We start from the raw sequence: 22179 nt of genomic DNA, 5'->3' as shown, positions 1-22179 counted from the left end.
AGGAGACATCGGTGAGCCGGCGGGCCGGCATCGACCGCGCTCCTGGCACGCGAGCAAAGCCGCACAAGCTTCCTGTGATCAATCGAGCGCCTGTCATGGCAGGTGTCTAGCACGGGCGGCCTTATTCTGGAACTATCATTCAATAAAAAGCCGGACCTCTGCCGCCTGACGGGCTCAGCCGAATGTGAACACATAAGCGCGGGCGCCCGAACGCGAAAACTCTATGGAAATCGTGCGATCGGCAATGTCGGCCGATTGCCGGACTAGTTGATAAAGCCGCCCCTCCCTGATTACGCCCCAGCCATCCGCGTCGACATCCACGCCGTGATTCTCGCCCGGCGCGTTTCCGTCGAGGGTAACGCGATAACGGATCGGCTTGCCATCGTCCGCGCCGCCCATGACGAGATGTGCGTCCCGCGCGTGGTGGCGGAACCGGATGACGCCGCCGTCACTGTCGAGCGTCGCGAACTCGCGTCCGACCGTCCATTCTCCCTTGAGGTCCCAGCGATTGAGCGGGAGCGGGGAGGCAGCGGTGTAGCCCCGCGATGAATTTCGGCTGACAGCTTCCGGCGATGCAAAGCCGCTGGCCTTGCCGTATCCCAGATAGCTTTCCGGCGATCCAAGGTCTGCCCAGTCAGCCTCCGCTTCTATGCCGCTGCCACTGACCGGGACCACGGGAATTCCGGACAGGTCCTGGCCGGCCTCGGCCAAAAGGCTGCGGAGGAACTGCTCCGATTCCGCATATTGCCCTTCGCCGATGCGGTAGCCGCGCATGCGGCCATGGGCGTCGATGAAATAGAAGCCAGGCCAGCCTTCATTGGCGAAGCTCCGCCAGACCGAATAGTTGTTGTCCTGAAGGTTCGGATAGGCGACGCCGAGTTGCGTCGAGGCAAGCCGCACTCTCGCAGCATCATGCTCGAACTGGAATTCGGGGGCATGAACGCCAACCACGACGAGCCCCTTGCTCGCATATCGCTCGCTCCACGAACGCAGATAGGGCAGCGCGCGCAGCGAGTTGATGCATGAATACGTCCAGAAATTGACGACAACGACCTTGCCGCGCAGCGACTGCGGGCCGCCGGGAACGGTCGTCAGCCAAGGCTTCGCATCTTCCAGCGCGAGCAGCGGGCTCGATGTGGCGCCGGCCGGAGCGGCGGCGACGGCAGCACCAAGGCTGAACGGGCCGGCCCCCAGACCCGGACCGCTCAGGGCGCCCGTCAGGCCAACGGCCGTCGCGGCGCCGGCCGCCAGAAGAGCGGCGGTCACAAATCCGATTGCGTGGGTCTGGGCCATCGTCGCCAACCTTTTACGGAGCGGGTGTGTCTCGCCTCGAAGTCTGGCGGCTGCGTCCGGGTGCTTCACGTTAGGAGACGATGCGTCCTGTTAGTTCGTGATAGCGCGAGCTGTCGGCGGAAGCATGGGAAACGCGCCTTCTCCACCCTGTCGAGCGTTTCGCCACACGCTAACGCCTCATCATCGAACCTAACGAGCGTCGCGCTGCCGCTTCTCTACTCTCGGTCCGTGCAGTTCGGGTTCCCGATTGAGGAGAAGGCAAGTGCTTGAAGATATCTCGACGTCGCGCCGCCGGTTTCTTGCGGGTGCGGTGCTTGCCGGGGCCGTGACCGCCGTTCCCTCGCTCGCAAATGCCCAGGCGCTCGCCGAGACTGCGGTCCGGCCATTCCGGATCGCCATTCCGGAGGCCGACATCTCGGCAATGAAGCGTCGCGTCGCCGAGACGCGGTGGGCCGATGCCGAGCCTGCGCCGGACGACAGCCAGGGCGTGCGTCGCCAGACCATCGAGCCGCTGCTGCAGTATTGGGCAACCGATTACGACTGGCGCAAGGTCGAGGCGAAGCTGAATGCGCTGCCGATGTTCCTGACCGAGATCGACGGGCTGGACATCCACTTCATCCATGTTCGTTCGCGCCACGAGAACGCGCTGCCGATGATCCTGACGCATGGCTGGCCGGGATCGGTGCTTGAATTCCTGAAGGTCATCGATCCGCTGACCAATCCGACGGCGCATGGCGGGGTCGCCGACGACGCTTTCCATGTGGTCATTCCCTCGATCCCTGGCTTCGGCTTCTCGGCGAAGCCGACCAGCCTTGGCTGGGGATCGGACCATATCGGACGCGCCTGGTCGGTCCTGATGCGTCGCCTGGGCTATGACAGCTATGTGAGCCAGGGCGGCGATTGCGGCTCTGTGATCTCCCAGCGCATGGCGCTGCAGCATGTGCCGGGGCTGCTCGCCGTGCACCTGAACATGCCTGCTGTGGTGCCCGCCGATATCGCCAGGACCCTGGCGGCCGGCGATCCGGCTCCCGCCAGCCTGTCCCCGAAGGAGCGCGCGGCGTTCGACCAGCTGGAGGCGTTCTACCGCGACAATTCCGCCTATGCGGCGATGATGAACACCCGGCCCCAGACCATGGGCTATTCGCTTGTCGATTCCCCGGTCGGCATGGCTGCCTGGATGTATGAGAAGATCGCCCAGTGGACCTATAGCGGCGGCCATCCCGAGCGCGTCCTCACCCGTGACGAGATCATCGACGACATCGCTCTCTACTGGCTGACCGGCTCCGGCGCCTCGGCCGCCCGGATCTATTGGGAAGATCATTCCAACAACTTCAACGCGCGCGGCCTGATCGACTTGCCGGTCGCCGTCAGCGTGTTTCCCGGCGAGATATTCCGTGCGCCGAAGAGCTGGGCGGAGCGCTGCTACAAGAGCCTCATTTACTTCAACGAGGCGAGCAATGGCGGCCATTTCGCCGCCTGGGAGCAGCCGCAGATTTTCGCGGAAGAAGTGCGTGCCGCGTTCCACCCCTTCCGGTGACTTCCAACCCCATGAAGGAAAATACGATGTCGGATACCAGGACCCTCTACACCGCCAATGTCCATGTCGTCGGTGGCCGCGAAGGCAGCGCCCGCAGCGCCGATGGCCGCCTCGACGTCAAGCTTGCGCCGCCCGGCGGCCGAGGCGAGGGCACCAATCCCGAGCAGCTCTTCGCTGCCGGCTGGTCCGCCTGCTTCGAGGGAGCGATGGCGATCGCCGCCCGGGCGAAGGGCGTGACCCTTCCGGCGGAGGTTGCCATCGATGCCGAGGTCGAGCTCCGACACGGCGATGACGGCTACTCGCTCGCCGCGCGCCTGAATGTCAGCGTCCCCGGTGTCGACCCCGAGATTGCCCGCCAGGTCATCGAGGCGGCGCACCGGACCTGCCCGTATTCGAAAGCGATCAAGGGCAATATCGACGCCGTCGTCGCCCTCGTCTGAGCAGCCATTCAAAGGAGATCGACATGAACAAGCTTATCGCCGGCGGGCTGCTGCTCGCAGCCCAGCTGATCGCGCCTGTCGTGCAGGCACAACCGGCCAAGCCGACTATTGTGCTCGTCCACGGCGCGTTTGCCGACTCGTCGAGCTGGAACGGCGTGATCGCCATCCTCGAACGGGATGGCTATAAGGTCGTCGCCGCCGCGAACCCGCTGCGCGGCGTCCGTGCGGATGCCAATGCCGTCGCGGATGTCGTGAAGAGCGTCGAGGGCCCGGTCGTTCTCGTGGGGCACTCCTATGGCGGCTCGGTGATCAGCGAGGCGGCGGAGGGGCAGGCGAACGTCAAGGCGCTCGTCTACGTTGCCGCCTTCGCGCCCGAGGCCGGCGAGACCGCGATCGGATTGACCGGGAAGTTCCCGGGAAGCACCCTCGGCGAGGCGCTCTCGCCACCTGTCAAACTGACCTCGGGCGGAAACGACCTCTACATCCAGCAGCCGCGCTTTCCCGCGCAATTCGCGGCGGACGTGCCGGTCGCACAGGCGCGCCTCATGGCCGCCGGCCAGCGGCCGATCGCGCAAGCCGCCCTTTCGGAAGCCTCCACAGTCCCGGCCTGGAAGAGCGTGCCGTCGTGGTTCATCTATGGTTCGAAAGACAGGAACATCCCACCCGCCGCGTTGAGCTTCATGGCCGAGCGCGCAAAATCGCGCAAAACCGTGGAAATCAAGGGGGCGTCCCATGTCGTGATGGTCTCGCATGCTCCCGCCGTTGCCGGGTTGATCGAGAGCGCGGCGAACGCGCGGTAAGCGGATCGGCTCAGCGGGGTTGCGAGCCCCGGGTTTGAATTTGCGGCCGGCTACGCTGTCACGTAGCCGGCCGCTACCGTTTGGAGCTTCGTTGCAACAGCGAAGGCAAAGGCCGTCTGCAGCGCCAGCGCCATACAGACCCGCCAACGCATCGGGCCGGACCGCGAGCTTTGCGGACCGGCCCGATGCGTCACTGGGCGACTTGCGCCGCGGGGGCCGAAGCCCCACCCGCAAGTCAAGGCGAGTAACCGGTGAAAACGTAGTCTGCGTTGGCTTCGAGCTTCTGGAGCTTTGAATGGCAGGCGAAGCACGACTGAACCACGGCGGGGTTCTTCGTCGGCAAGCCGTTCTCGAACTGTCCGTAGCCCCAGCCGGCGGTCGCGGCGTAGCGCTTGGAATCCTTCACGCTGACCTGCACATTCGTCGGCAGACCCGCCACGAATGATTGCGGAGACGGAAACACGGCGTCGTTGCGCGGCGACGACTCATATCGCCATGCCAGCCGGGCGATGACCGCACCGTCCGGGAAAGGCCGCATATTTTCCCGATAAGCCTTGATTGCGACATCGTTGCCGAGAATGGCGCGGATGTCGTTGTTCTGCCCGTTCTCCTGGGCGACGCTGATGAGCTTCCAGTCCCGGTATCCTTCCGGAAGCTTGACCCCATAGATCGGCGCCCCCTGGTCATCAGGAGACTGGGCAGAAACATAGGCTGCAAGGCCTGCCGAAACGGTGACGATGGCAAGCGCGCAGGCGATCGTTTTCTTCATGGCATCCTCCTGAGAGCGGACGAGACGCGCGCGTCAGTGGCCGCGCGCGCCAGTTGCTCATCCCGCCAGCTTGTCGACATCGAGCACGGCCTGCGCGAAGGCGGCCGGCGCTTCCTGCGGCAGGTTGTGGCCAATGCCGCCAGTGACGAGCCGGTGCTCGTAGGCGCCTGTGAACTTCGCCCGATAGGCCGAAGGATCGGGATGAGGGGCGCCGTTCGCATCGCCCTCCATGGTGATCGTCGGGATCGTAACCGGAGGGGCCAAGGCCAGCTTGGCCTCGAGCTCGTCGTACTTGCTCTCGCCCTCCGCAAGACCAAGCCTCCAGCGATAGTTATGGATGACGATGGCAACGTGATCGGCGTTCACGAAGGACGCCGCCGTACGCGCGAAGGTGGCCGAGTCGAATTTCCACTTTGGCGAGGCCAGCTGCCAGATCAGTCGGTTGAAGGCGTCGGTATTGGCGGCATAGCCGGCCTTGCCCCGCTCCGTGGCGAAGTAGAACTGGTACCACCACTGCAGCTCCGCCTCGGGCGGCAGCGGCTTGACGTTGGCCGCCTGGCTGCCGATCAGATAACCGCTGACGGAGACGAGGGCCTTGCAGCGTTCCGGCCACTGAACCGCGACGATGTCGGCGGTCCGTGCGCCCCAGTCGAAACCGGCCACGATCGCCTTTCTGATGCCAAGCGCATCCATCAGCTCGATCGCGTCGGCGGCCAGCGCAGCCTGCTGAGCATTGCGCGGGGTCGATGTGGAACGGAAGACGGTCGAGCCGTGGCCACGCAGATGCGGGATGATCACGCGATAGCCTTTGGCCGCAAGCCGCGGGGCAACCTCGTCATACGCATGAATGTCGTAGGGCCACCCGTGGAACAGCAGCACGGGGGCTCCGGAGGCCGGCCCGATCTCGGCATAGCCGATGTTGAGCACGCCCGCGTCCACCTGCCTGATCGGCCCGAGCGAGCCGACCGGGCGCGACGGCTCGGGATGCGAGCTCGATGTCTGGGCGTAGGCGCCGCCGGCGACGACCGTCGCCGCCGCTGCCGCCGCCAGGCGCACAAATTCACGGCGTTGAGGGCCGGCGATATCCAGCTGTCCATTCATGATTTCTCTCCATTGCAAGGCTGGGGTAACGGCAAACAGCTACGCTCATCCCCGCGCACGCGCCTGTTAATCGCTGTGATGCCCTGCGAGCGACGCGCGGGCCCTCCTTTTCCACGGCGCGCGGTCGAAATCGGGCTCGGAGGAACTAACAGGAGCTAACTGGAGGAGCGCCGGGAACTCGCCATCATAGAGGCGACGAGCGCTGACGACTTCGAGATCGTCTCGAAGTCGGGAGGAGCGCCCGACACGAAGATTCTATGGACGTCAAAATGTTGCGATTGAGTCCGGCCATGCTGCAGCGGGTCCGCGACGCCGAAACCGCGTGGAACACAAGTAATTCCGACAGGCTCGTCCGGAGCAGCACGATCGATTGCCAATGGCGCAATCGCGTTGATTTTCTGTGGGGTCGCGAGCAGATCCGGCTCTTTATCGAGCGTCAGCTCAGGCGCGAAATGGACCGCCGGGTGATCCTGGAGCCCTGGGCGGAAACCGGCAGGCGATTGTCGCTTCGCTTCGCCGCCGAGTTTCGCAATGACAGCGGCACGTGGCTCAGGGTGCATGGCAGCGAGGAGATGGAGTTCAGCGAGTCCGGCCTTATCGCCCGTCGCTTCACATCGGCCAATGAGCAGGAAATCCGGGAAAGCGATCGCATGCTGCGCTGGGCCGAAGGTCCCCGGCCCCAGGACCATCCGTCTCTGTCCGAACTAGGCTTCTGATCGGGCCGCGTCGAGGATCACGGCTCGCTCCGTGTCCTGGCTTTGCTCGCCATCGCCAGTCAGCAGATCGATGCCGCGCGTTTCTCGCAGCCGGGCCACGGCGATAAGCACCATCGTGTAGGAAGCAGCGACATAGAGGCCGATTGCCTGGCTGAAGCCGAGGGCGCCGATGCTGGTTCCCACTGCGATGGGCGTGATCCCGGCGAGGCCGCGCCCGACATTGTAGCAAAACCCCAAGCCCGATCCGCGCAGGGGCGTCGGGTAGAGCTCGGTCAGTACGGGGCCGACCGTGCTGTAGATTCCGAGCGCGAACAGCCCCAATACGGGGGTGAGTGCCAGCAGCGCATGCGTCGAAAGCTGAAACTGCGTGGCTGCCAGAACGGTGATGATGCCGGCCGACGCGAAAGACCCCAAGGTCAGGCGCCGTCCCACGTAATCGGTCAGCCAGGCGCCGAGCGCATATCCCAGGAGGGAGCCTCCGATCAATGCGGCGGTATGAACGCCGGTTTCCGCGGCCGTCAGCCCCCGTTCGACGCGCAGCATGGTCGGCCACCACGTCGCGATGGCCCAATATCCGCCGTGCATGCCTGTTGCGAGCATGCTGCCCTTCACGGTGCTGGGCCACATGCCTCGCGAGAAGATCCTGTGCCAGCTCTGCCGTTGTCGCGCCGCCGTCAAAGCGGGTGAATCCTGCATGGTGTTCCGGACCAGGAGAAGCGCCACAGCCGGGATGAGAGCGACGAAAAAGACGACCCGCCAGCCGATTTCAGGTGGCAGACAGGCAACGGCGACAGCCACCGTCGCTGCGGCCAGGCCCCAGCCGACAGCCCAGGCGCTCTGCAACGTGCCGAGGACGCGGCCGCGCGTGGCGGAGGGAGCGATTTCGCTCATGAACACGACGCCGACAGCCCATTCCGCGCCGAAGCCGATCCCCTGGATCAGCCGCGCGAGAAGAAGCTCGTCATAGTCGCGCGCGAGGCCGCACAGCAGCGTCGATGCAGCCACCCATATGATCGTGCCGCGGAGGACCCTGATCCGGCCGATGCGGTCGGACAGCGAACCTGCGAGCCAGCCTCCGAGAGCACCGGAAATCAGGGCCGCCGAAGCCAGCACCCCGGCGCCCGAGGGCGTGAGCCCCCACAGGGCGATGAGCGTCGGCAGGATGAAGGCGTAAAGCTGTACGTTCATCGCATCGATGGTGAAGCCCGCATAGGAGCTCCAGAACGCCCTGCGTCCCGTTCCGTCGAGGGATCGGTACCAGAGAGGTCGTATCATCGCGGTGTCTCCGCGCCATTCCCGACGCCTCTCCGATCGGCCGTCATCGCATCGAGGTCGACGATGCGCTGGATGGAGATGTTGCGCAGGAAGGCCTCATCGTGGCTGACGACCAGCAAGGCGCCGTCATAGCCTGCCAGCGCCGCTTCGACGGCGGTTATGGACTCGAGGTCGAGATGGTTGGTGGGCTCGTCAAGAACGAGCAGTTGCGGCGGTCGCGGACCGCACATGCGACAGGCGAGACCCGCCCTCAGCATCTGCCCCCCGCTCAGGGTACCGACGGTCTGCAAGGCGGCATCGGCGCGAAACAGGAAGCCGGCGAGAGCTGCTCTGCACATGTTGTCGTCGGCATCGGGGTTCAGGCGGCGGAAGTTGTCGAGGATCGATCGCGCGGGGTCCAGGAAGGACATATGCTGATCGACCACGGCCGTCGACACGCCAATGCGGACTTGACCGGCGAGCGGGGCAAGAGTGCCCGCGATCACCTTCAGGATGGTGCTCTTGCCGATGCCGTTGCGCCCGGCGAGGGCGACCCGTTCCGGCCCGACCATCGTGAGTTCGAGGTTCTCCAGGAGGGGACGTTCCCGTTCGTATCCCGCGGAGACGGCCAGCAGCTCGAGCACCCGCCGATCGGCATGCAGCCCGGCCGGGGGCAAGGCGATCGAGAGCCGCTGAAGTACCTCCACCTTCGCCTGCGCGGCAGCGACTGCGTCCGCAGCCTGAACCGAACGCTTCTCGCTGAGGCGAGCGCCGCTGCCGCCGCTGGCTTCGGCCGCATTCTTGCGCGCTCCGATCAGGAGGGCCGGCATGTCGCCACGGGCCGCCTTGCGCGATCCCGAGGCATCCCGCCTGGCCTTGCGCTCGTTCGCGCGCTGGGCCTTTCGCTCCAGGTTCTCGCGTCTCTTCTGCGCATCGACGAGCTCGTGCTCGGCAGCTGCGAGCTCGACGGCCTTGCGCCCCGTGAACTGGCTCCAGTTGCCGCCATAACGGGCAGCCCCGATCGTGGTGAGCTCGATGATCGCGTCCATTTTGTCCAGCAACGCGCGATCATGGCTCACGGCGACGAGTCCCTTGGTCCACTGATCGATAAAGCTGAGAAGGGCCGCCCGCCCTTCGCGGTCGAGATTGTTGGTCGGCTCATCCAGGAGCAGGAAATCGGGTCGCTGGAAAATGGCTGCAGCCAGCCTGGCCCGTGTCTGCTGACCGCCGGACAGGGTGCGCATCAAGGTCGACGCATCGGCCTCCAGCTGGACCTGGGCGAGAGCCTGCCGCATTCGCTCCTCGAGCGTCCAATCAGCCTCGCCAAGTTCCTCGACGCTTGCCAGCCCGAGCTCTGCCCGCTGCAACACCGCGAGAGCGTCTTTGGCCTCGAAGACATCGGCGATCGTCGCCTCGGCCGCGACCTGCACGTCTTGCCGCACGAGGCAGACACGGCCGTCGATCGCCACGCCGCCGCCCGCACCGTTGCGTTTGCCGGCGAGAAGCTGGAGCAGCGTTGTCTTGCCAATGCCATTGCGGCCAACCAGCCCGACCCTCTCTCGGCCAAGCTGAAGATCCAGCCCCGTCAGGAGGGAGCGCCCGTCAGGTGCCGTCAAGCTCAGCCCGGATGCGCAAATCGAGACCATTTATGCCGAGACTTCTATATAATAGTACTGTTCCGTGCTATTATATAGAAGTCGGTGGTGATGCAACCGCGGGGCTTTTGGGGCGGGGATTGTGAATTCGCGGAGAGGGGCCGGCAGACCGACGAAGGCGCAGGCGGTGGCGAAGACCGAGGCCCTTCTGGACCATGCCAGGGCGCTGTTCTGCGCACGCGGATATGCTGGCGCGTCGATTGACGAGATCGCGGATACGCTGAAGTGGTCGAAGCATACGATCTACAGCCGCTTTGCCAGCAAGCTGGCATTGCTCGAAGCCGTCGTCGACCGGGATGTCGAGCGCTTCAAGCGACATATGCTCGATGCCGCCGCAACGTCCGGAGATCCTGTCGAGGCGTTGCAAGCGGTAGCCCGCGCGTATTTCGGCTTCTCATCTTCGCCGAGCTATTCGGCCTTGTACTCTGCCGTCATGCTGGAGGCAGCGTCATCGTCGCATTTGCGGCAAAAGCTCATGGTGTGGGCGGCGACGTCCCTCGAAACGTTACGCCGGGCGATCGAAGCAGCCACGCCGCGTTCCGGCTGGACCGTAGGAACCGTCGAAGAAGCCAGTGAAATTCTGATCGATCTGCTCGATGGCGAGGCCAACAGGCTGAAGTGGTCGGGGAATTTCGCGAGTGCCGCCGCGGTCGAGCGCGCGTTCGTGCGGCGGTGGCAGGTTTTCACTATGGCCGCCGTGCCGCAGGGGCGCTGGCAAGATTGATCTTGAACGTTCGGTCAAATATTCTATTTGTGGGGTATGGGCAGGGCGAAAGAATTCGATGTCGAGAAGGCCGTGGGCGCGGCCGTGGCCGTGTTCCGGGAGCACGGCTATGAGGCGACGTCCGCACGGATGCTCGTCGACGCGATGGGCATCGGCAGGCAGAGCATCTACGACACGTTCGGGGACAAATGGGGGCTGTACCGCGCGGCCCTCACCCAATATTGCGAGATCGAGACCCGAGCGCATCGCGACATGCTCGCCAGCAGCGATCGAGGAATCGACGCGATCCGCGCCATGCTGGACCGTGTGGTCAGCGAAGCCTCGCTGGGTTGCCTCGGGATCGGGTCGATCGTTGAGTTCGGCTGCTCCCGGGTGGACCTGGTGGAAATTCGCGAAACATTCGGCAGATACCTCTACGAGGCCGTCATGGAAGCGCTGAAGCGAGCGGAAGCTCAAGGTGACGTCGCCTCCGGACCCGGAATCGAACAACTCGCGAGATTTCTTCTGAGCGCAATTGCAAGCATGCGTATCGCAGCGCGATCGGGCGCGAGCCGCGAGCATGTTGCAGCCATCGCCGAATTGACTATGCGGGCGCTGAAATAGGCCCCCTTTTTTTGCTGAATTCTGGAATGGTCATTCCAATAAGAGGAGCGCAAAATGAAAGCCGCTGTCATGATCGCCTTTGGCGGACCCGATGTCATGAGGATCGTCGAACGCCCTGACGCAAAGCCCGGCCCCGGAGAAATCGCGGTCGATGTGGCCGCAAGCGGGGTCAACTTTATGGATATCGGTATTCGTCGCGGGATGATCGAGGTGCCCCTCCCGCATGTGATGGGGGTCGAAGGAGCCGGCAGAATTGCCGAACTCGGCGAAGGCGTGACGGGTCTTGCCGTCGGCCAGCGCGTTGCTTGGGTCTATGTCCCGGGCAGCTACGCCGAGCGCGTCGTCGGACCCGCCGCTTCCTTCGTGCCGATCCCGGATTTCATCGACGATCGGACGGCAGCCTCGCTGATGATGCAGGGCCTTACAGCCAGTCATTTTGCCACCGACTTCTATCCGGTGCAGGAGGGAGACATCGCCCTGGTGCATGCCGCGGCCGGCGGCGTCGGCCAGCTCCTCAGCCAGATCATCAAGATGCGCGGCGGGACGGTTATCGGAAGGGTGTCGAGCGAAACCAAGGTCGCAGCGGCGAAGGCTGCCGGCGCAGATCATGTGATCGTCGATGCCGAGGGGGCCTTTGCGGAGGAGGTCGTCCGGCTCTCGGGCGGCGAAGGCGTTCATGTGGTCTTCGACGGATCGGGACCTGCGACCTTCGAAGGTTCGCTGGCTTCGCTGCGCCGCTCGGGCATCTTCTGTTGGTTCGGCCCTGTCCTGGGCTCTGGGACTGCAGTGCCGATCATGTCGCTGCCCAAGAGCATCAAGCTGGGATATGCCGTCTTCTTCGACCACATCCATACGCCCGAGCTGCTGCGCGCCCGCACATTGCGACTGTTCGAATGGGTGCGCGATGGGCAATTGAATCTGGCTCCGGCCACCAGTTTCGCGCTGTCCGAGGTCGATAGGGTGCACTCCGCGATGGAACGCCGCGTAACGACAGGCAAGCTGCTGCTGATCCCCTGACGTCGGCGTGGTCGGGCTATGCCGTCGCCTTTCGCCCTGTCCCCGCGCCCCCATCAGGTGCAATGGCGGCAGGGGCGGTGAACGCGCGCGGGAGCGCCAGGGAGAAAAGGGCAGCCCCGCCGCGGCAAGTCCCGCGCGCCCGGTCAAGCGGCTGAGCTTGCTGGCGGCTGCTTTCCGGGGATCGCGAAATGCGGCCGGTGCCTCAGCTGCTCCGCAGCTTGGCGCGGAAGGCCAAGATTGGCGGCGAGGACATCGACGGGGTTGGAGGCGAGCCAGGACGAGAGGTCGTTCGCCTCGTAATGCCCATTGTTGAAGCCGATCAGGACGCGAAGCAGCGTGGTGCCGGTGTTGCGAATGTAGTGCCCCGCGCCCATCGGAGCGTAGCCGACGTCGCCGGCATCGAAATGCTCGGTCACGACCTGGCCCTCGGCCAGAAAGATCGACATCTCGGCGCTGCCCTCGATGTAGTACTGCCACTCGTCGGCGTTCGGATGCCAGTGCAGCTCCCTCATCGCGCCCGGCTCGATTTCGAGCAGCGACCCGGCCATGCTGGTCGAGATCGGAAACTCCTCGACCGTGACTGTCCGCTGCGTGGCACCGCCCGGGACGCGCCTCGGTTGCTGCGCCATCAGCGGATAGCGATGGGCCGTCGTCAGCTCTGGCCGCAGGCGTGGATCGGCATCGATCGAGGCGTCGTCCGGCGCCGGCCCCTGCACGAAATAAGCTTCGCCGCTTGGCAATTGCGCGATTTCTGCAGGGCTGAGGCCGAGATTTTGCGAGAGAACCCCGGCCGGCGTGCGGGCGAGCCAGTCGGTGATGCTGAAGGTGTGATCCTCGGAGAAGTCGCCATTGTCGAAGATCAGGATGAAGTGGCATTCGCCGGGGCCGAGCCCCTGGATCGAGTGACCCCAGCCGCGCGGGAAATACCAGAAATCACCGGGGCCGAAGCTGTCGGTCGCGGAGGAGCCGTCGGGGTGCAGGATCGTCGTGCGGCAGCGGCCGGAGACGACATAGGCCCATTCGGCGGCGTTGGCGTGCCAGTGCAGCTCCCTCATCGAGCCGGGAGCAAGCCGCATGGAGACGCCGGCGATGCCGATACTCGCCGGAAACTGACGCACCGACGCACCCCGGGTCACTCCTCCCGCCCCAACGCGGGGCTTGGCCCGTTCGAGCTGATACCTGAAAGAGAGCTTCGGTCGTGACATGGCTTGCTCCATTCGAAAGGATGGGCGTCGGCAGGCGTCTCCGCCTGACGGAGTTAGCGGTGATGCTGGTCCGCGACCTGGGCGGCCGTCCTGAGCGCCGTGACGAGGCTTTCGACATCGCGCGGACCATCGTAGCGCGGTCCGTTGATGAAGAGGCTGGGGGTGCCGTTGACGCCGCTGCGGATGCCGCCGAGAAAGTCCGCCCGGATCTTCGGATCGAAACGACCGTCGAAGCCTGCTGCGATGACGGTGCCGTCGAGCCCCAAACTTTGGCCGTAAGCAAGCAGCTCGTCGGCGCTCAGGGCTGACTGATGCTCGTATAGCAGGTCGTGTGCTTCCCAGAACCGTCCGCTGCTGGCCGCAGCCTCCGCGAATTGTGCTGCGCGGAAGGCATGCGGATGAAGCTCTGAGATTGGAAAGTTCCGGAAGACGAAGCGCAGATCATCGCCCAGCCTGCGCTGCACCGCCCGAATGATCGGATAGGCCTCGCCGCAATACGGGCATTCATAGTCGCCATATTCGACCAGCGTGACGGGAGCCAACGGCTTCCCCTGCGCATGATCGCGGCTGCTGACGGGGATGGAAAGGCCGGTCATGCAAGGCCTCCTTCCGCAGCCGCCGATGCGTCGAGCTTGTCCAGCGCCGCGAAAATCCCGTCCGCGCCCGGATTGATTCCGAGCGGCGCGACGAAGCTCCAGCGGATGATGCCGGCCCCGTCTATGACGAAAAGAGCTCGTTCCGAGATGCCCTCGCTCTCTCGATAGACGCCGTATTTGCGGGCAACGGTGCCCTTGGGCTGGAAGTCGGCCAGCAGGGGGAAATGCAGCTTCCGCTGCTGGGCAAAGGCCGCGTGGCACCAGACGCCGTCGACCGAGATGCCGACCAGCTGCGCGCCGGCCCGCTGATACTCGGGCAGGATTTCGTTGTAGAGCGCCATCTGGTCACCGCAGACGGGACTCCAGTCGGCAGGATAGAATGCCAGGATTGCCGGCCTGCCCCGCAGGTCGGCAAGGGAGACCTGCTGGTCCGGCGTCGCCGGCAAGCTGAAGTCCGGGGCAGCGGTGCCGGCGGGCAAAGCTCGGCCAGAATGGTGATCCGACATGAACAGGTCTCCGATCCGGTCCCTCACGACACTCAGCGGCTCTGACGGGTGGTTTCGTAGAGGAACCAGCTCCGGCGCTCGGATTCGTCGATCCAGACTTCGATCAGGCTGGTCGAGGCGACATCGCCATGGTTCTCGCAGACCCCGTGGGCCGATCGCAGAAACCCAGTCAGGCGACGGTTGTCGTCAGCCAGCTCCGCGAGCATGTCTTCCGGCGTGACATAGTCCGCATCATTGTCGGGTAGCCGCTGGATTCGTGCGATATGGCCGATCGAGCGCAGCGTCGTGCCACCGACCTTTCGGGCACGTTCAGCGAGAGCGTCGGTCGTCGTGAAGATCTGTTCGCCCTGCTCATCCAGCATCAGGTGGTAATCGCGGAAATGCGAGCCCGACATGTGCCAGTGGAAATTCTTGGTCTTCAGATAGAGCGCGAACATGTCGGCGAGGACGCCGGTCAATGCAGCGGCGATGTCGGTGCTAGCGTTCGTGCCGAGGTCGGTTGGCGTGCGCAGCGCGGCGTCGCGGATAGGATGACGAGACAGATCGTTCATGACGGCTCTCCGGTTCGGGCTGAGAGGGAGCCGCATTGGGAGGGCTCCTCCGCCGGGCTTCTTCAAACCCGACGACCAGAGCCTAGGCTGCGCCGACCGGCCGCTGAATCGAACGAAGGCATGCCGACCTCATACCTGAGTTTATGGTCGGGCAGTCCGACGCAACCTGCCGGGCCGAAACCTAAACCACTGTATGATTTCATTACCGCGCGTATTCACCAGAGTAGCCCGGCGGAGAAACGCGCCCGCTTTCAGCTACCGGGGGAGAATACGAGCATGCAGATCCCGATCTCAGGGCCCGGTGAGGCAATTCAGGTCACCGCCGAGCGTTCGCGACAGGAGATGGCGCGTCTGATGGCGGTTGCCGGTCACGATCTCAAGCAGCCCATCCAGGTCGCAATGCTGTCGCTCGCGATGGCTATTCGTGGAGATGTCTCCGCCCCGACCGCAAAGCGACTGAAGGTTGCGCTCGATGCAATGAAGCGCCTCAACGTCGAACTCGACGACATCGCCCGGCTCTCGCAACGCGACGGGGTGACCTCAGTCCGGCTGAGGTCGGTTCACCTGGGCGAGCTCCTGGCCGAGGTAGAAGCGGATTGGCGCATCTATACCGATGCCTGCGGCACCGTGCTTACGATCGATAACCACATCGGCTATGTCACGACAGATCCGCGGATGCTGAAGACGATCCTGCGAAATCTCGTGGGGAATGCGATCCGGCATGCCGGGCCACGCGGACATGTGTCGGTTCACTGCCAGCGATATGGCGATCGGATTCGGGTCAATGTCGACGACAACGGAGACGGAATCCCTGCTGCGTATCTGTCGCGGATCTTCGATGCGTTCGAGCGCGGAAGCGCTTCCGGCCGGGATGACGGCCTCGGGCTCGGCCTGACCATCGTCCGGCAGACAGCCGACCTGCTCCGCCATCCTATTTCAGTACGATCCGCAGAGAATGAAAGCTCGACATTCTCGATCGAGGTGCCGTGCGCGGGGGTGGAAACGCCGCCGGTCATCGATGCCGACTTTGTCCGAACCGGGCGAACTGATCGGATTTTGCGGCTGTGATTATTTTTTCTACAGGAGATGACGGCCACTGGCGCTCGAAAGCGGCTCGGACGATCTATCGTTCGCATGGCCGCACGCCGCGGCCGGAGTCGATCATCCGCTGTGCGTTCCAAACCATTTCCCGATCGAAACCTCTTCTCCCACCCCGCCGCAGAGCGATCAGGAGGGTCATTTGATTCCATTTCGATCATGAGCGCGACCGCGTTTCGAGCTGCGGCGGCCCTGCTGGCGCTCTCCATTTTCCTGTTCGACACGCTCTCGCCCTTGGAGGGGGCAGTCGCGGTTCTCTACGTGCTCGTTGTTCTGCTGGCAGCGGGCACTGGCCGGCGGGCGGACATCCTCGCGGCGGCGATGGCGAGCCTGGTCCTGACGGTCGCGGCCTATATCGACACACATGGTTTGCACGCGGTGGGCGCGCCAACGCTTCGCGCGCTGGTTAGCCTGGCGGCCATGACGATCGCGACTTTTCTCGCGCTTAAGAACCAGGCAGGCACCGCCACCCTTGCTGCACAGGCGCGCCTGCTCGACCTGTCGCATGACATGATCTTTGTGCGCGATCCCGAGGGCCGCATCAGCTTCTGGAACCGTGCGGCGGAGGAGACCTATGGCTGGTCGCCGGCGGAAGCCGTGGGGCAGATCGCCGACGAGCTTCTGGCGACGGAGTACGTGCTGCCGCGCGAAGCCGTCGAACGCACCTTGCGCGAAACCGGCCGTTGGGACGGCAAGCTGGTGCATCGTACCAAGTCCGGCGGGCGCATTGTCGTCGAGAGCCGCTGGGCGCTCGAGCGTGATGCCAGGGGCCTCGTCGCCGGGGTCCTGGAGACCAATACGGACGTCTCCGAGCGCGAAGCCGCTCATCTCGCACTGGTTCAAAGCGAACGGCGCTATCGGCGCATGTTCGATGCCAGCCGGATCGGGGTCATCCAGGAGGATTGGGCTGCGATCCGCGCTGAACTCGACGAACTTGGGATCGCAGACGGGCCGTCGCTGTCGAGCTACCTGGCCAACCATCCTGCTTTTCTGTTGAAGGCGCGCAAGCTCGCCCGGATCGTTGACGTGAACCCGGCTTTCCTCGCCATGGCCGGGGCGGACCGCGGAGATGATGTTCACCGGTCGGTCGACGATGTGTTGAGCGAAGGCGACCAGACCTTCGCAGCCGCGCTCGTTGCTTTCGCGCAGCGTGAAAGCTTCCACGAAGGCGAGACGGAGATCATCGGGATCGATGGACGCCGCGTGCCGGTGATCTTCGCCATAACCTTCCCCACAGTCGATGATGTCGACGGCAATGTCCTGGTCTTCGTCGTCGATGTGACGGAACGCCGGAAAGCTCAGGACGCCCTGCTGCAAGCCCAGACCGAGCTTGCGCATGCAGCGCGCGTGGCGACGCTGGGCGAATTTACGGCGTCGATCGCGCATGAGGTCAACCAGCCGCTGATGGCCGTGGTGACCAGCGGAGAAGCGGCTCTGCGCTGGCTGCATCGCAGCCAGCCCGACCTGCACGAGGTCGATACGGCTCTGCAACGCGTCGTTTCGGAAGGCCGTAGAGCGAGCGAGATCGTCAAGCGGATCAGGGCCTTCCTGACGAAGGCTGCGCCCCGATCCAGCATCGTCGAGGTGCCTGCGCTCATCGAGGAGGCGAGCCAACTCGTGCAGCGCGAGCTGGCCCGCGCGGATGTGGAACTGCGCCTGAATGTCGATGCAGGCATTTCGCCGATCCTCGGGGATCGAATTCAACTCCAGCAGGTCGTCGTAAACCTGATGGTCAACGCCGGTCAGGCAATGACCGAGCACGGCGGAGCGCGGGTGCTGACGATTACCGCAGCCCAGCCCTCGCCACTGATAATCGAGATCGCGGTGCAGGATACCGGCCCGGGAATCGCGCCGCAGAACTTCGAACGCCTCTTCGATCCCTTTTTTACGACCAAGCCTGAGGGCATGGGGATGGGCCTTGCGATCTGCCGAACGACCATCGAGGCTCATGGCGGCAGGCTCGCGGCAGAGAGCCCGTCATCTGGTGGAGCGGCTTTTCGCCTGACCCTTCCCGTTCCGCAACATAGTGGATCGCCCTCATGAACCGAGTGGGCTCCATGAAAGCAGCGCCGACAACCTCGGGGCTACCTCTCGTCGTCATCGTCGATGACGACCCGGCGGTGCGCGCTTCGCTTGGCAGCCTGTTCCGTTCCGTCGGCCTCTCGACGCGCCTTTTCGGCGCCCCGGCCGAGTTGCTGGAGGGGCCGCTTCCCGATGTTCCCGGCTGCATCGTTCTCGATGTGCGCTTGCCGGGTATCAGCGGCCTCGATTTCCAAGGCCATCTCGCAGAGAAGGGCATCGCCCTTCCGGTCGTTTTCATGACCGGCCATGGGGACATTCCAATGACCGTCCGCGCGATGAAGGCAGGGGCCGTAGACTTCCTGGCCAAGCCCTTCCGTGACCAGGAGATGCTCGACGCCGTTATGGCTGCGATCGAGCGCGACAAGCAGCGGCGGAGCGCCGCGGCGGCTTTGGGCGATCTTCGTGGCGCCTACCAAAACCTGACGCCGCGCGAGCGGGAGGTCATGACGCATGTCGTCTCAGGGCTGATGAACAAGCAGGTCGCCGGCGTCCTCGGCCTGAGTGAGATCACGGTGAAGATCCATCGCGGCAACGTCATGCGCAAGATGGGAGTGCGCACGCTGGCGGATCTCGTTCGCATGGGCGAGGCGTTGGGCATTCGGCGCCAGTGAATGCTCGACCGCAAACCTGCGTATGATGTTCGGATCGTCGGCGATCAGCCATAACGGTGGCAAGACACGCGCAGGCCTTCCCTTTGGCGCGTCGCCGTTACCCAGAAACGTAGAGACATGCAGCACCCCCCAACCATCGCGATCGTCGATGACGACGATGGCGTTCGCAGCTCGCTCTCAAGCCTGATCCGCTCGCTGGGATATGATGCCCATAGCTATGGCTCGGCGCTAGAGTTCCTCGAGGATTGCGATAGCGGTGATCCCGATTGCATGATCACCGATATCCAGATGCCTGAGATGACGGGCGATGAGCTGCAGGCACAGCTTATCGCGGCGGGGCGACGCTTTCCGATGATCTTCATGACAGCCTTCCCGTCGGAAACAACGCGCAGCCGGGTGATGGCCGCCGGTGCGTGCGCGTTTCTCGAGAAGCCTGCCGAACCCGACACGATCGCAAGCCAGCTCGAGGCGGCTCTGTCGCGGCGCAGCTGAGTGGTACGCCGCACACCAAAGTATGAAGCGGCGAACCGAGCGTAGGATTCTGGGGCGATACCCGTTCGCCTACCTTTTCTTCGTCAGCCCACTCACGGAGACAACGGCGGGCCAGCGTCATCGTCGCCGGCTTCTCGGCTTCGGACGCTCGCGCGCCCCCCCCCGCAGGAGACCATTCAAATGACCAGCAGCTTTGTGAAGACTAAGGACGGCGTCGATATCTTCTTCAAAGACTGGGGCCCCAGGGACGGCCAACCCATCATGTTCCACCATGGCTGGCCGCTCTCGTCGGACGACTGGGACGCCCAGATGCTGTTCTTCCTGCAGTAGGGATATCGCGTGGTTGCGCATGACCGGCGCGGCCATGGCCGTTCTGCCCAGGTCGGCGACGGCCACGACATGGACAGCTATGCGGCAGACGCTTCCGCCGTGGTCGAGCATCTCGACCTGCGCCATGCCGTTCATATCGGTCACTCCACCGGCGGCGGCGAAGTCGCTCGCTATGTTGCCAGGCACGGGCAGCCGGCGGGCCGCGTCGCCAAGGCCGTACTCGTCTCCGCGGTGCCGCCGCTGATGCTCAAGACGGCGGCCAACCAGGAAGGTTTGCCGATCGAGGTCTTCGACGGCTTTCGCAAGGCACTCGCCGGCAATCGCGCCCAGTTCTTCCTCGACGTACCCAGCGGGCCGTTCTACGGCTTCAATCGAGATGGTGTGACGGTCTATCCCGGCGTGATCCAGAACTGGTGGCGCCAGGCATGATCGGCTCGGCCAAGGCCCATTACGATGGCATCAGGGCCTTCTCCGAGACCGACCAGACCGACGACCTGAAGGCGATCACCGTGCCGACGCTGGTCATGCATGGCGACGACGACCAGATCGTGCCGATCGCCGACGCGGCGCTGAAGTCCGTCAAGCTGCTGAAGAACGGCACGCTGAAGGTTTACGTGGGCTACCCGCACGGCATGCTGACGACACATGCCGACGTCATCAATCCGGACCTGCTCGCCTTCATCAAGGGCTGAGCGCGCTGTTGCGCTCTGCCAGGCATGGTCGAGCGAGGGCGGCTATCTCCGCCCTCGCTTATCGCGAATGCTCCGCCGCGCCGGATACCGGAAATGCCTCGCTCAACGAGCGCAAGCTCTCCGAGAGCTTCAGCGCGGCAGCAGGTTCTGTTTCGCGAGGTCCAGCACTTCGTCGCCGCGCCCGCTCATGACAGCCCGCAGCGCCCACAGACCGAAGCCCTTGGCCTGCTCGAGCGAAATCGTCGGCGGCATCGAGAGCTCCTGGGTGGCGGTTACCACATCGAGGACGGCCGGCCCGTCGTGACGGAAGATGTCTGCGACCGCGCCCGGCAGGTCACCCGGATCCTCCACCCGCACGCCGTGAATGCCCATGGCGCGCGCCATTGCGGCAAAGTCCGGGTTCTCTAGATTGGTCCCCAGTTCGACAAAGCCGGCAGCCTTCATCTCCAGCGCTACGAAGCCGAGCGTTCCATTGTTGAAGATGACGACTTTCACAGGCAGCTTCTGCTGCTTGAGCGTGATGAGATCGCCCATCAACATCGTGAAGCCGCCATCTCCCGAGAGCGAGATGACCTGTCGGCCAGGTTGGGCAGCCTGGATGCCGATCGCTTGTGGCATGGCATTCGCCATCGATCCGTGGACGAGGGAGCCGACCAATCGGCGCTTGCCGTTCATCCGCAGATAGCGGGCGGCCCAGATCGTCGGCGTACCAACGTCAAACGTGAAGACCGCGTCCTGTGCGGCCTCGTCACTTACGATCTTCGCCAGATATTGGGGGTGAACCGGCTTGCGTCCCGGCGTTCCGCGCGCCAGCGCATCCAGGTCCTCGCGCGAACGCTGGTAGTGAGCGAGGCTGTCGGCCAGATGCCTCCGGTCCTGCTTTTCCGTGAGATGCGGCAGCAATGCATCAAGGGTTGCGGCTACATCGCCGACGATGCCGAGGTCGAGTTTGCACCGGCGCCCGAGCTGGCTTGCCCGGATATCGACTTGCGCGATGGTGACGTCGCTGGGGAAGAATTGCTTGTAGGGAAAGTCGGTGCCCAGCATCAGCAGCAGATCGCACGCATGCATCGCTGCGTAGCCGGAGGAAAATCCGATGAAGCCGGTCATTCCAACATCGTAGGGGTTGTCGTATTCGACATGCTCCTTCCCGCCCAGCGCGTGCACGATGGGCGCTTTCAGCATGTCCGCCAGCTCTATCAACTGGCCATGCGCATGAGCGCAGCCGCGGCCGCAGAACAGCGTCACCCGCCTTGCGTTGTTGAGCAGGCCGGCCAGGGATTCGACCTGGGCGGCGGCGGGGCTGATGACCGGTTGCGGGGGCAGCAGGCCCGGGGCCGGCGCAATGGCGCGCTCGGGCGCCTCCTTCAGTGCGATGTCGCCCGGGATCACGACGACGGCGACGCCACGTTCGCCAACCGCAGCCCGTATCGCATTCTCCAGCACGTAGGGCATCTGGCTGGGGTCGGAGACGGTCTCGCAATAGACGCTGCATTCGCGAAACAGGTTCTGCGGATGCGTCTCCTGAAAGTAGCCGCCGCCAATCTCCGCCGAGGGAATTTGCGCGGCGATGGCCAGCACCGGGGTGCGACTGCGCTGTGCGTCATAGAGGCCATTGATCAGGTGAAGATTGCCCGGGCCGCAGGACCCGGCGCAGACCGCGAGCCCACCGGTCAGCTGGGATTCACCGGCGGCGGCAAAAGCCGCGACCTCTTCGTGCCGCACGTGAACCCATTCGATCATGCCTGCCTGTCGCAATGCTTCGGTCAGTCCGTTCAAACTGTCGCCGACGACGCCATAGATTCGCCCGACACCGGCGCAGCCTAACGTTTCGACGATCAGATCTGCGACATTTCGCTTCGACATAGCGGGTTCTCCTTCGCAGGCGGCAAAGCGTGAAGCCGTCTTTCACGCAGGTGGGGGAGCGATCCGCCCATACCAGGCGTTCCACGGCATCGCTTCCCAGCCGGACGGGGTGATGATCAATCAGCGAGAAGCCGCCGCATCATCGATGCGGCGGCCATTTGCGTCCTGCACAAGGGGGCAGAGCAAGACACACTCCGGAAAAGCGGCGGACATTTGGTCTCAAACGACAGCCGCAGCTGGA

Annotated in this window: 21 protein-coding genes and 1 pseudogene; 12 read left to right on the top strand and 10 right to left on the bottom strand. The window is 64.4% G+C overall.

The window, feature by feature from the left end:
* Positions 1-174: 174 nt before the first annotated feature.
* Positions 175-1293, bottom strand: coding sequence for a redoxin domain-containing protein (locus AC2FAN_RS20100; protein WP_485176045.1), 1119 nt, complete (start codon positions 1291-1293; stop codon positions 175-177).
* A gap of 262 nt (positions 1294-1555) precedes the next feature.
* Here AC2FAN_RS20100 and AC2FAN_RS20095 point away from each other — a divergent pair, with 262 nt between their 5' ends.
* The 3 genes from AC2FAN_RS20095 to AC2FAN_RS20085 are packed head-to-tail and all read left to right on the top strand — an operon-like array spanning position 1556 to position 4070.
* Positions 1556-2830 (top strand): epoxide hydrolase family protein, encoded by a 1275-nt coding sequence (locus AC2FAN_RS20095; protein ID WP_485176044.1) that lies wholly within the window; start codon positions 1556-1558, stop codon positions 2828-2830.
* 26 nt (positions 2831-2856) lie between these two features.
* Complete coding sequence (locus AC2FAN_RS20090) at positions 2857-3270, top strand: organic hydroperoxide resistance protein (RefSeq protein WP_485176043.1); 414 nt, start codon at positions 2857-2859, stop codon at positions 3268-3270.
* 23 nt (positions 3271-3293) lie between these two features.
* On the top strand, positions 3294-4070 hold the full coding sequence (locus tag AC2FAN_RS20085) for an alpha/beta fold hydrolase (RefSeq protein ID WP_485176042.1): 777 nt from the start codon (positions 3294-3296) through the stop codon (positions 4068-4070).
* Positions 4071-4305: 235 nt separating this feature from the next.
* On the opposite strand, the gene AC2FAN_RS20080 is transcribed toward AC2FAN_RS20085, so the two are convergent.
* Together AC2FAN_RS20080 and AC2FAN_RS20075 are read right to left on the bottom strand one after the other, a co-directional pair.
* Positions 4306-4839, bottom strand: a complete 534-nt coding sequence (locus AC2FAN_RS20080; protein WP_485176041.1) for a cytochrome P460 family protein — start codon at positions 4837-4839, stop codon at positions 4306-4308.
* A gap of 57 nt (positions 4840-4896) precedes the next feature.
* Entirely contained in the window at positions 4897-5940 is a 1044-nt protein-coding gene (locus AC2FAN_RS20075; RefSeq protein ID WP_485176040.1) for an alpha/beta fold hydrolase, read from the bottom strand.
* Between the two features lie 257 nt (positions 5941-6197).
* Between AC2FAN_RS20075 and AC2FAN_RS20070 the strand changes: the two genes are divergently transcribed.
* Entirely contained in the window at positions 6198-6656 is a 459-nt protein-coding gene (locus tag AC2FAN_RS20070) for a DUF1348 family protein (RefSeq protein ID WP_485176039.1), read from the top strand.
* On the opposite strand, the gene AC2FAN_RS20065 is transcribed toward AC2FAN_RS20070, so the two are convergent.
* Positions 6645-7931, bottom strand: a complete 1287-nt coding sequence (locus tag AC2FAN_RS20065) for an MFS transporter (protein WP_485176038.1) — start codon at positions 7929-7931, stop codon at positions 6645-6647. The genes AC2FAN_RS20070 and AC2FAN_RS20065 overlap by 12 nt on opposite strands.
* Positions 7928-9556, bottom strand: coding sequence for an ABC-F family ATP-binding cassette domain-containing protein (locus AC2FAN_RS20060; RefSeq protein WP_485176037.1), 1629 nt, complete (start codon positions 9554-9556; stop codon positions 7928-7930). Before AC2FAN_RS20060 ends, AC2FAN_RS20065 begins: the two co-directional genes overlap by 4 nt.
* Positions 9557-9692: 136 nt before the next feature.
* Here AC2FAN_RS20060 and AC2FAN_RS20055 point away from each other — a divergent pair, with 136 nt between their 5' ends.
* The 3 genes from AC2FAN_RS20055 to AC2FAN_RS20045 all read left to right on the top strand — a co-directional run bounded on the left by AC2FAN_RS20055 (position 9693) and on the right by AC2FAN_RS20045 (position 11909).
* On the top strand, positions 9693-10289 hold the full coding sequence (locus AC2FAN_RS20055; RefSeq protein ID WP_485176036.1) for a TetR/AcrR family transcriptional regulator: 597 nt from the start codon (positions 9693-9695) through the stop codon (positions 10287-10289).
* A 72-nt stretch (positions 10290-10361) separates the two neighbouring features.
* Positions 10362-10892: a TetR/AcrR family transcriptional regulator gene (locus AC2FAN_RS20050; RefSeq protein WP_485176035.1), complete on the top strand. Its 531-nt coding sequence runs from the start codon at positions 10362-10364 to the stop codon at positions 10890-10892.
* Between the two features lie 54 nt (positions 10893-10946).
* Complete coding sequence (locus AC2FAN_RS20045) at positions 10947-11909, top strand: quinone oxidoreductase family protein (RefSeq protein WP_485176034.1); 963 nt, start codon at positions 10947-10949, stop codon at positions 11907-11909.
* A 143-nt stretch (positions 11910-12052) separates the two neighbouring features.
* On the opposite strand, the gene AC2FAN_RS20040 is transcribed toward AC2FAN_RS20045, so the two are convergent.
* Genes AC2FAN_RS20040 through AC2FAN_RS20025 form a run of 4 tightly spaced genes read right to left on the bottom strand, consistent with a single transcriptional unit; the run spans position 12053 to position 14767 of the window.
* Positions 12053-13114 carry a cupin domain-containing protein gene (locus tag AC2FAN_RS20040; protein WP_485176033.1) on the bottom strand — a complete coding sequence of 354 codons (1062 nt, stop codon included), beginning with the start codon at positions 13112-13114 and terminating at the stop codon, positions 12053-12055.
* Between the two features lie 53 nt (positions 13115-13167).
* Entirely contained in the window at positions 13168-13710 is a 543-nt protein-coding gene (locus AC2FAN_RS20035; protein ID WP_485176032.1) for a DsbA family protein, read from the bottom strand.
* Positions 13707-14216 carry a redoxin domain-containing protein gene (locus AC2FAN_RS20030; RefSeq protein ID WP_485176031.1) on the bottom strand — a complete coding sequence of 170 codons (510 nt, stop codon included), beginning with the start codon at positions 14214-14216 and terminating at the stop codon, positions 13707-13709. Before AC2FAN_RS20030 ends, AC2FAN_RS20035 begins: the two co-directional genes overlap by 4 nt.
* A 32-nt stretch (positions 14217-14248) precedes the next feature.
* Positions 14249-14767 (bottom strand): Dps family protein, encoded by a 519-nt coding sequence (locus AC2FAN_RS20025; RefSeq protein WP_485176030.1) that lies wholly within the window; start codon positions 14765-14767, stop codon positions 14249-14251.
* Between the two features lie 276 nt (positions 14768-15043).
* On the opposite strand from AC2FAN_RS20025, the gene AC2FAN_RS20020 reads away from it, so the two are divergent.
* The 5 genes and pseudogenes from AC2FAN_RS20020 to AC2FAN_RS20000 all read left to right on the top strand — a co-directional run bounded on the left by AC2FAN_RS20020 (position 15044) and on the right by AC2FAN_RS20000 (position 20072).
* The gene (locus tag AC2FAN_RS20020) at positions 15044-15835 is read left to right on the top strand and encodes a sensor histidine kinase (protein ID WP_485176029.1); all 792 of its coding nucleotides are present in this window, start codon (positions 15044-15046) and stop codon (positions 15833-15835) included.
* Positions 15836-16024: 189 nt separating this feature from the next.
* The gene (locus tag AC2FAN_RS20015) at positions 16025-17908 is read left to right on the top strand and encodes a PAS domain-containing sensor histidine kinase (protein ID WP_485176028.1); all 1884 of its coding nucleotides are present in this window, start codon (positions 16025-16027) and stop codon (positions 17906-17908) included.
* Between the two features lie 14 nt (positions 17909-17922).
* A complete protein-coding gene (locus AC2FAN_RS20010; RefSeq protein WP_485176027.1) occupies positions 17923-18558 on the top strand; it encodes a response regulator transcription factor in 636 nt (211 codons plus the stop codon).
* A 117-nt stretch (positions 18559-18675) separates the two neighbouring features.
* On the top strand, positions 18676-19050 hold the full coding sequence (locus AC2FAN_RS20005) for a response regulator transcription factor (protein ID WP_485176026.1): 375 nt from the start codon (positions 18676-18678) through the stop codon (positions 19048-19050).
* Between the two features lie 180 nt (positions 19051-19230).
* Positions 19231-20072 (top strand): annotated as a pseudogene (locus AC2FAN_RS20000) (alpha/beta fold hydrolase).
* A gap of 129 nt (positions 20073-20201) precedes the next feature.
* Here AC2FAN_RS20000 and poxB read toward each other — a convergent pair.
* Entirely contained in the window at positions 20202-21938 is a 1737-nt protein-coding gene (poxB, locus tag AC2FAN_RS19995) for a ubiquinone-dependent pyruvate dehydrogenase (RefSeq protein WP_485176025.1), read from the bottom strand.
* Between the last annotated feature and the right edge of the window lie 241 nt (positions 21939-22179).

The sequence above is a fragment of the Allobosea sp. RIT-PG3_2 genome (assembly GCF_057321085.1).
This window is presented reverse-complemented; position numbering and strand designations above follow the sequence as displayed.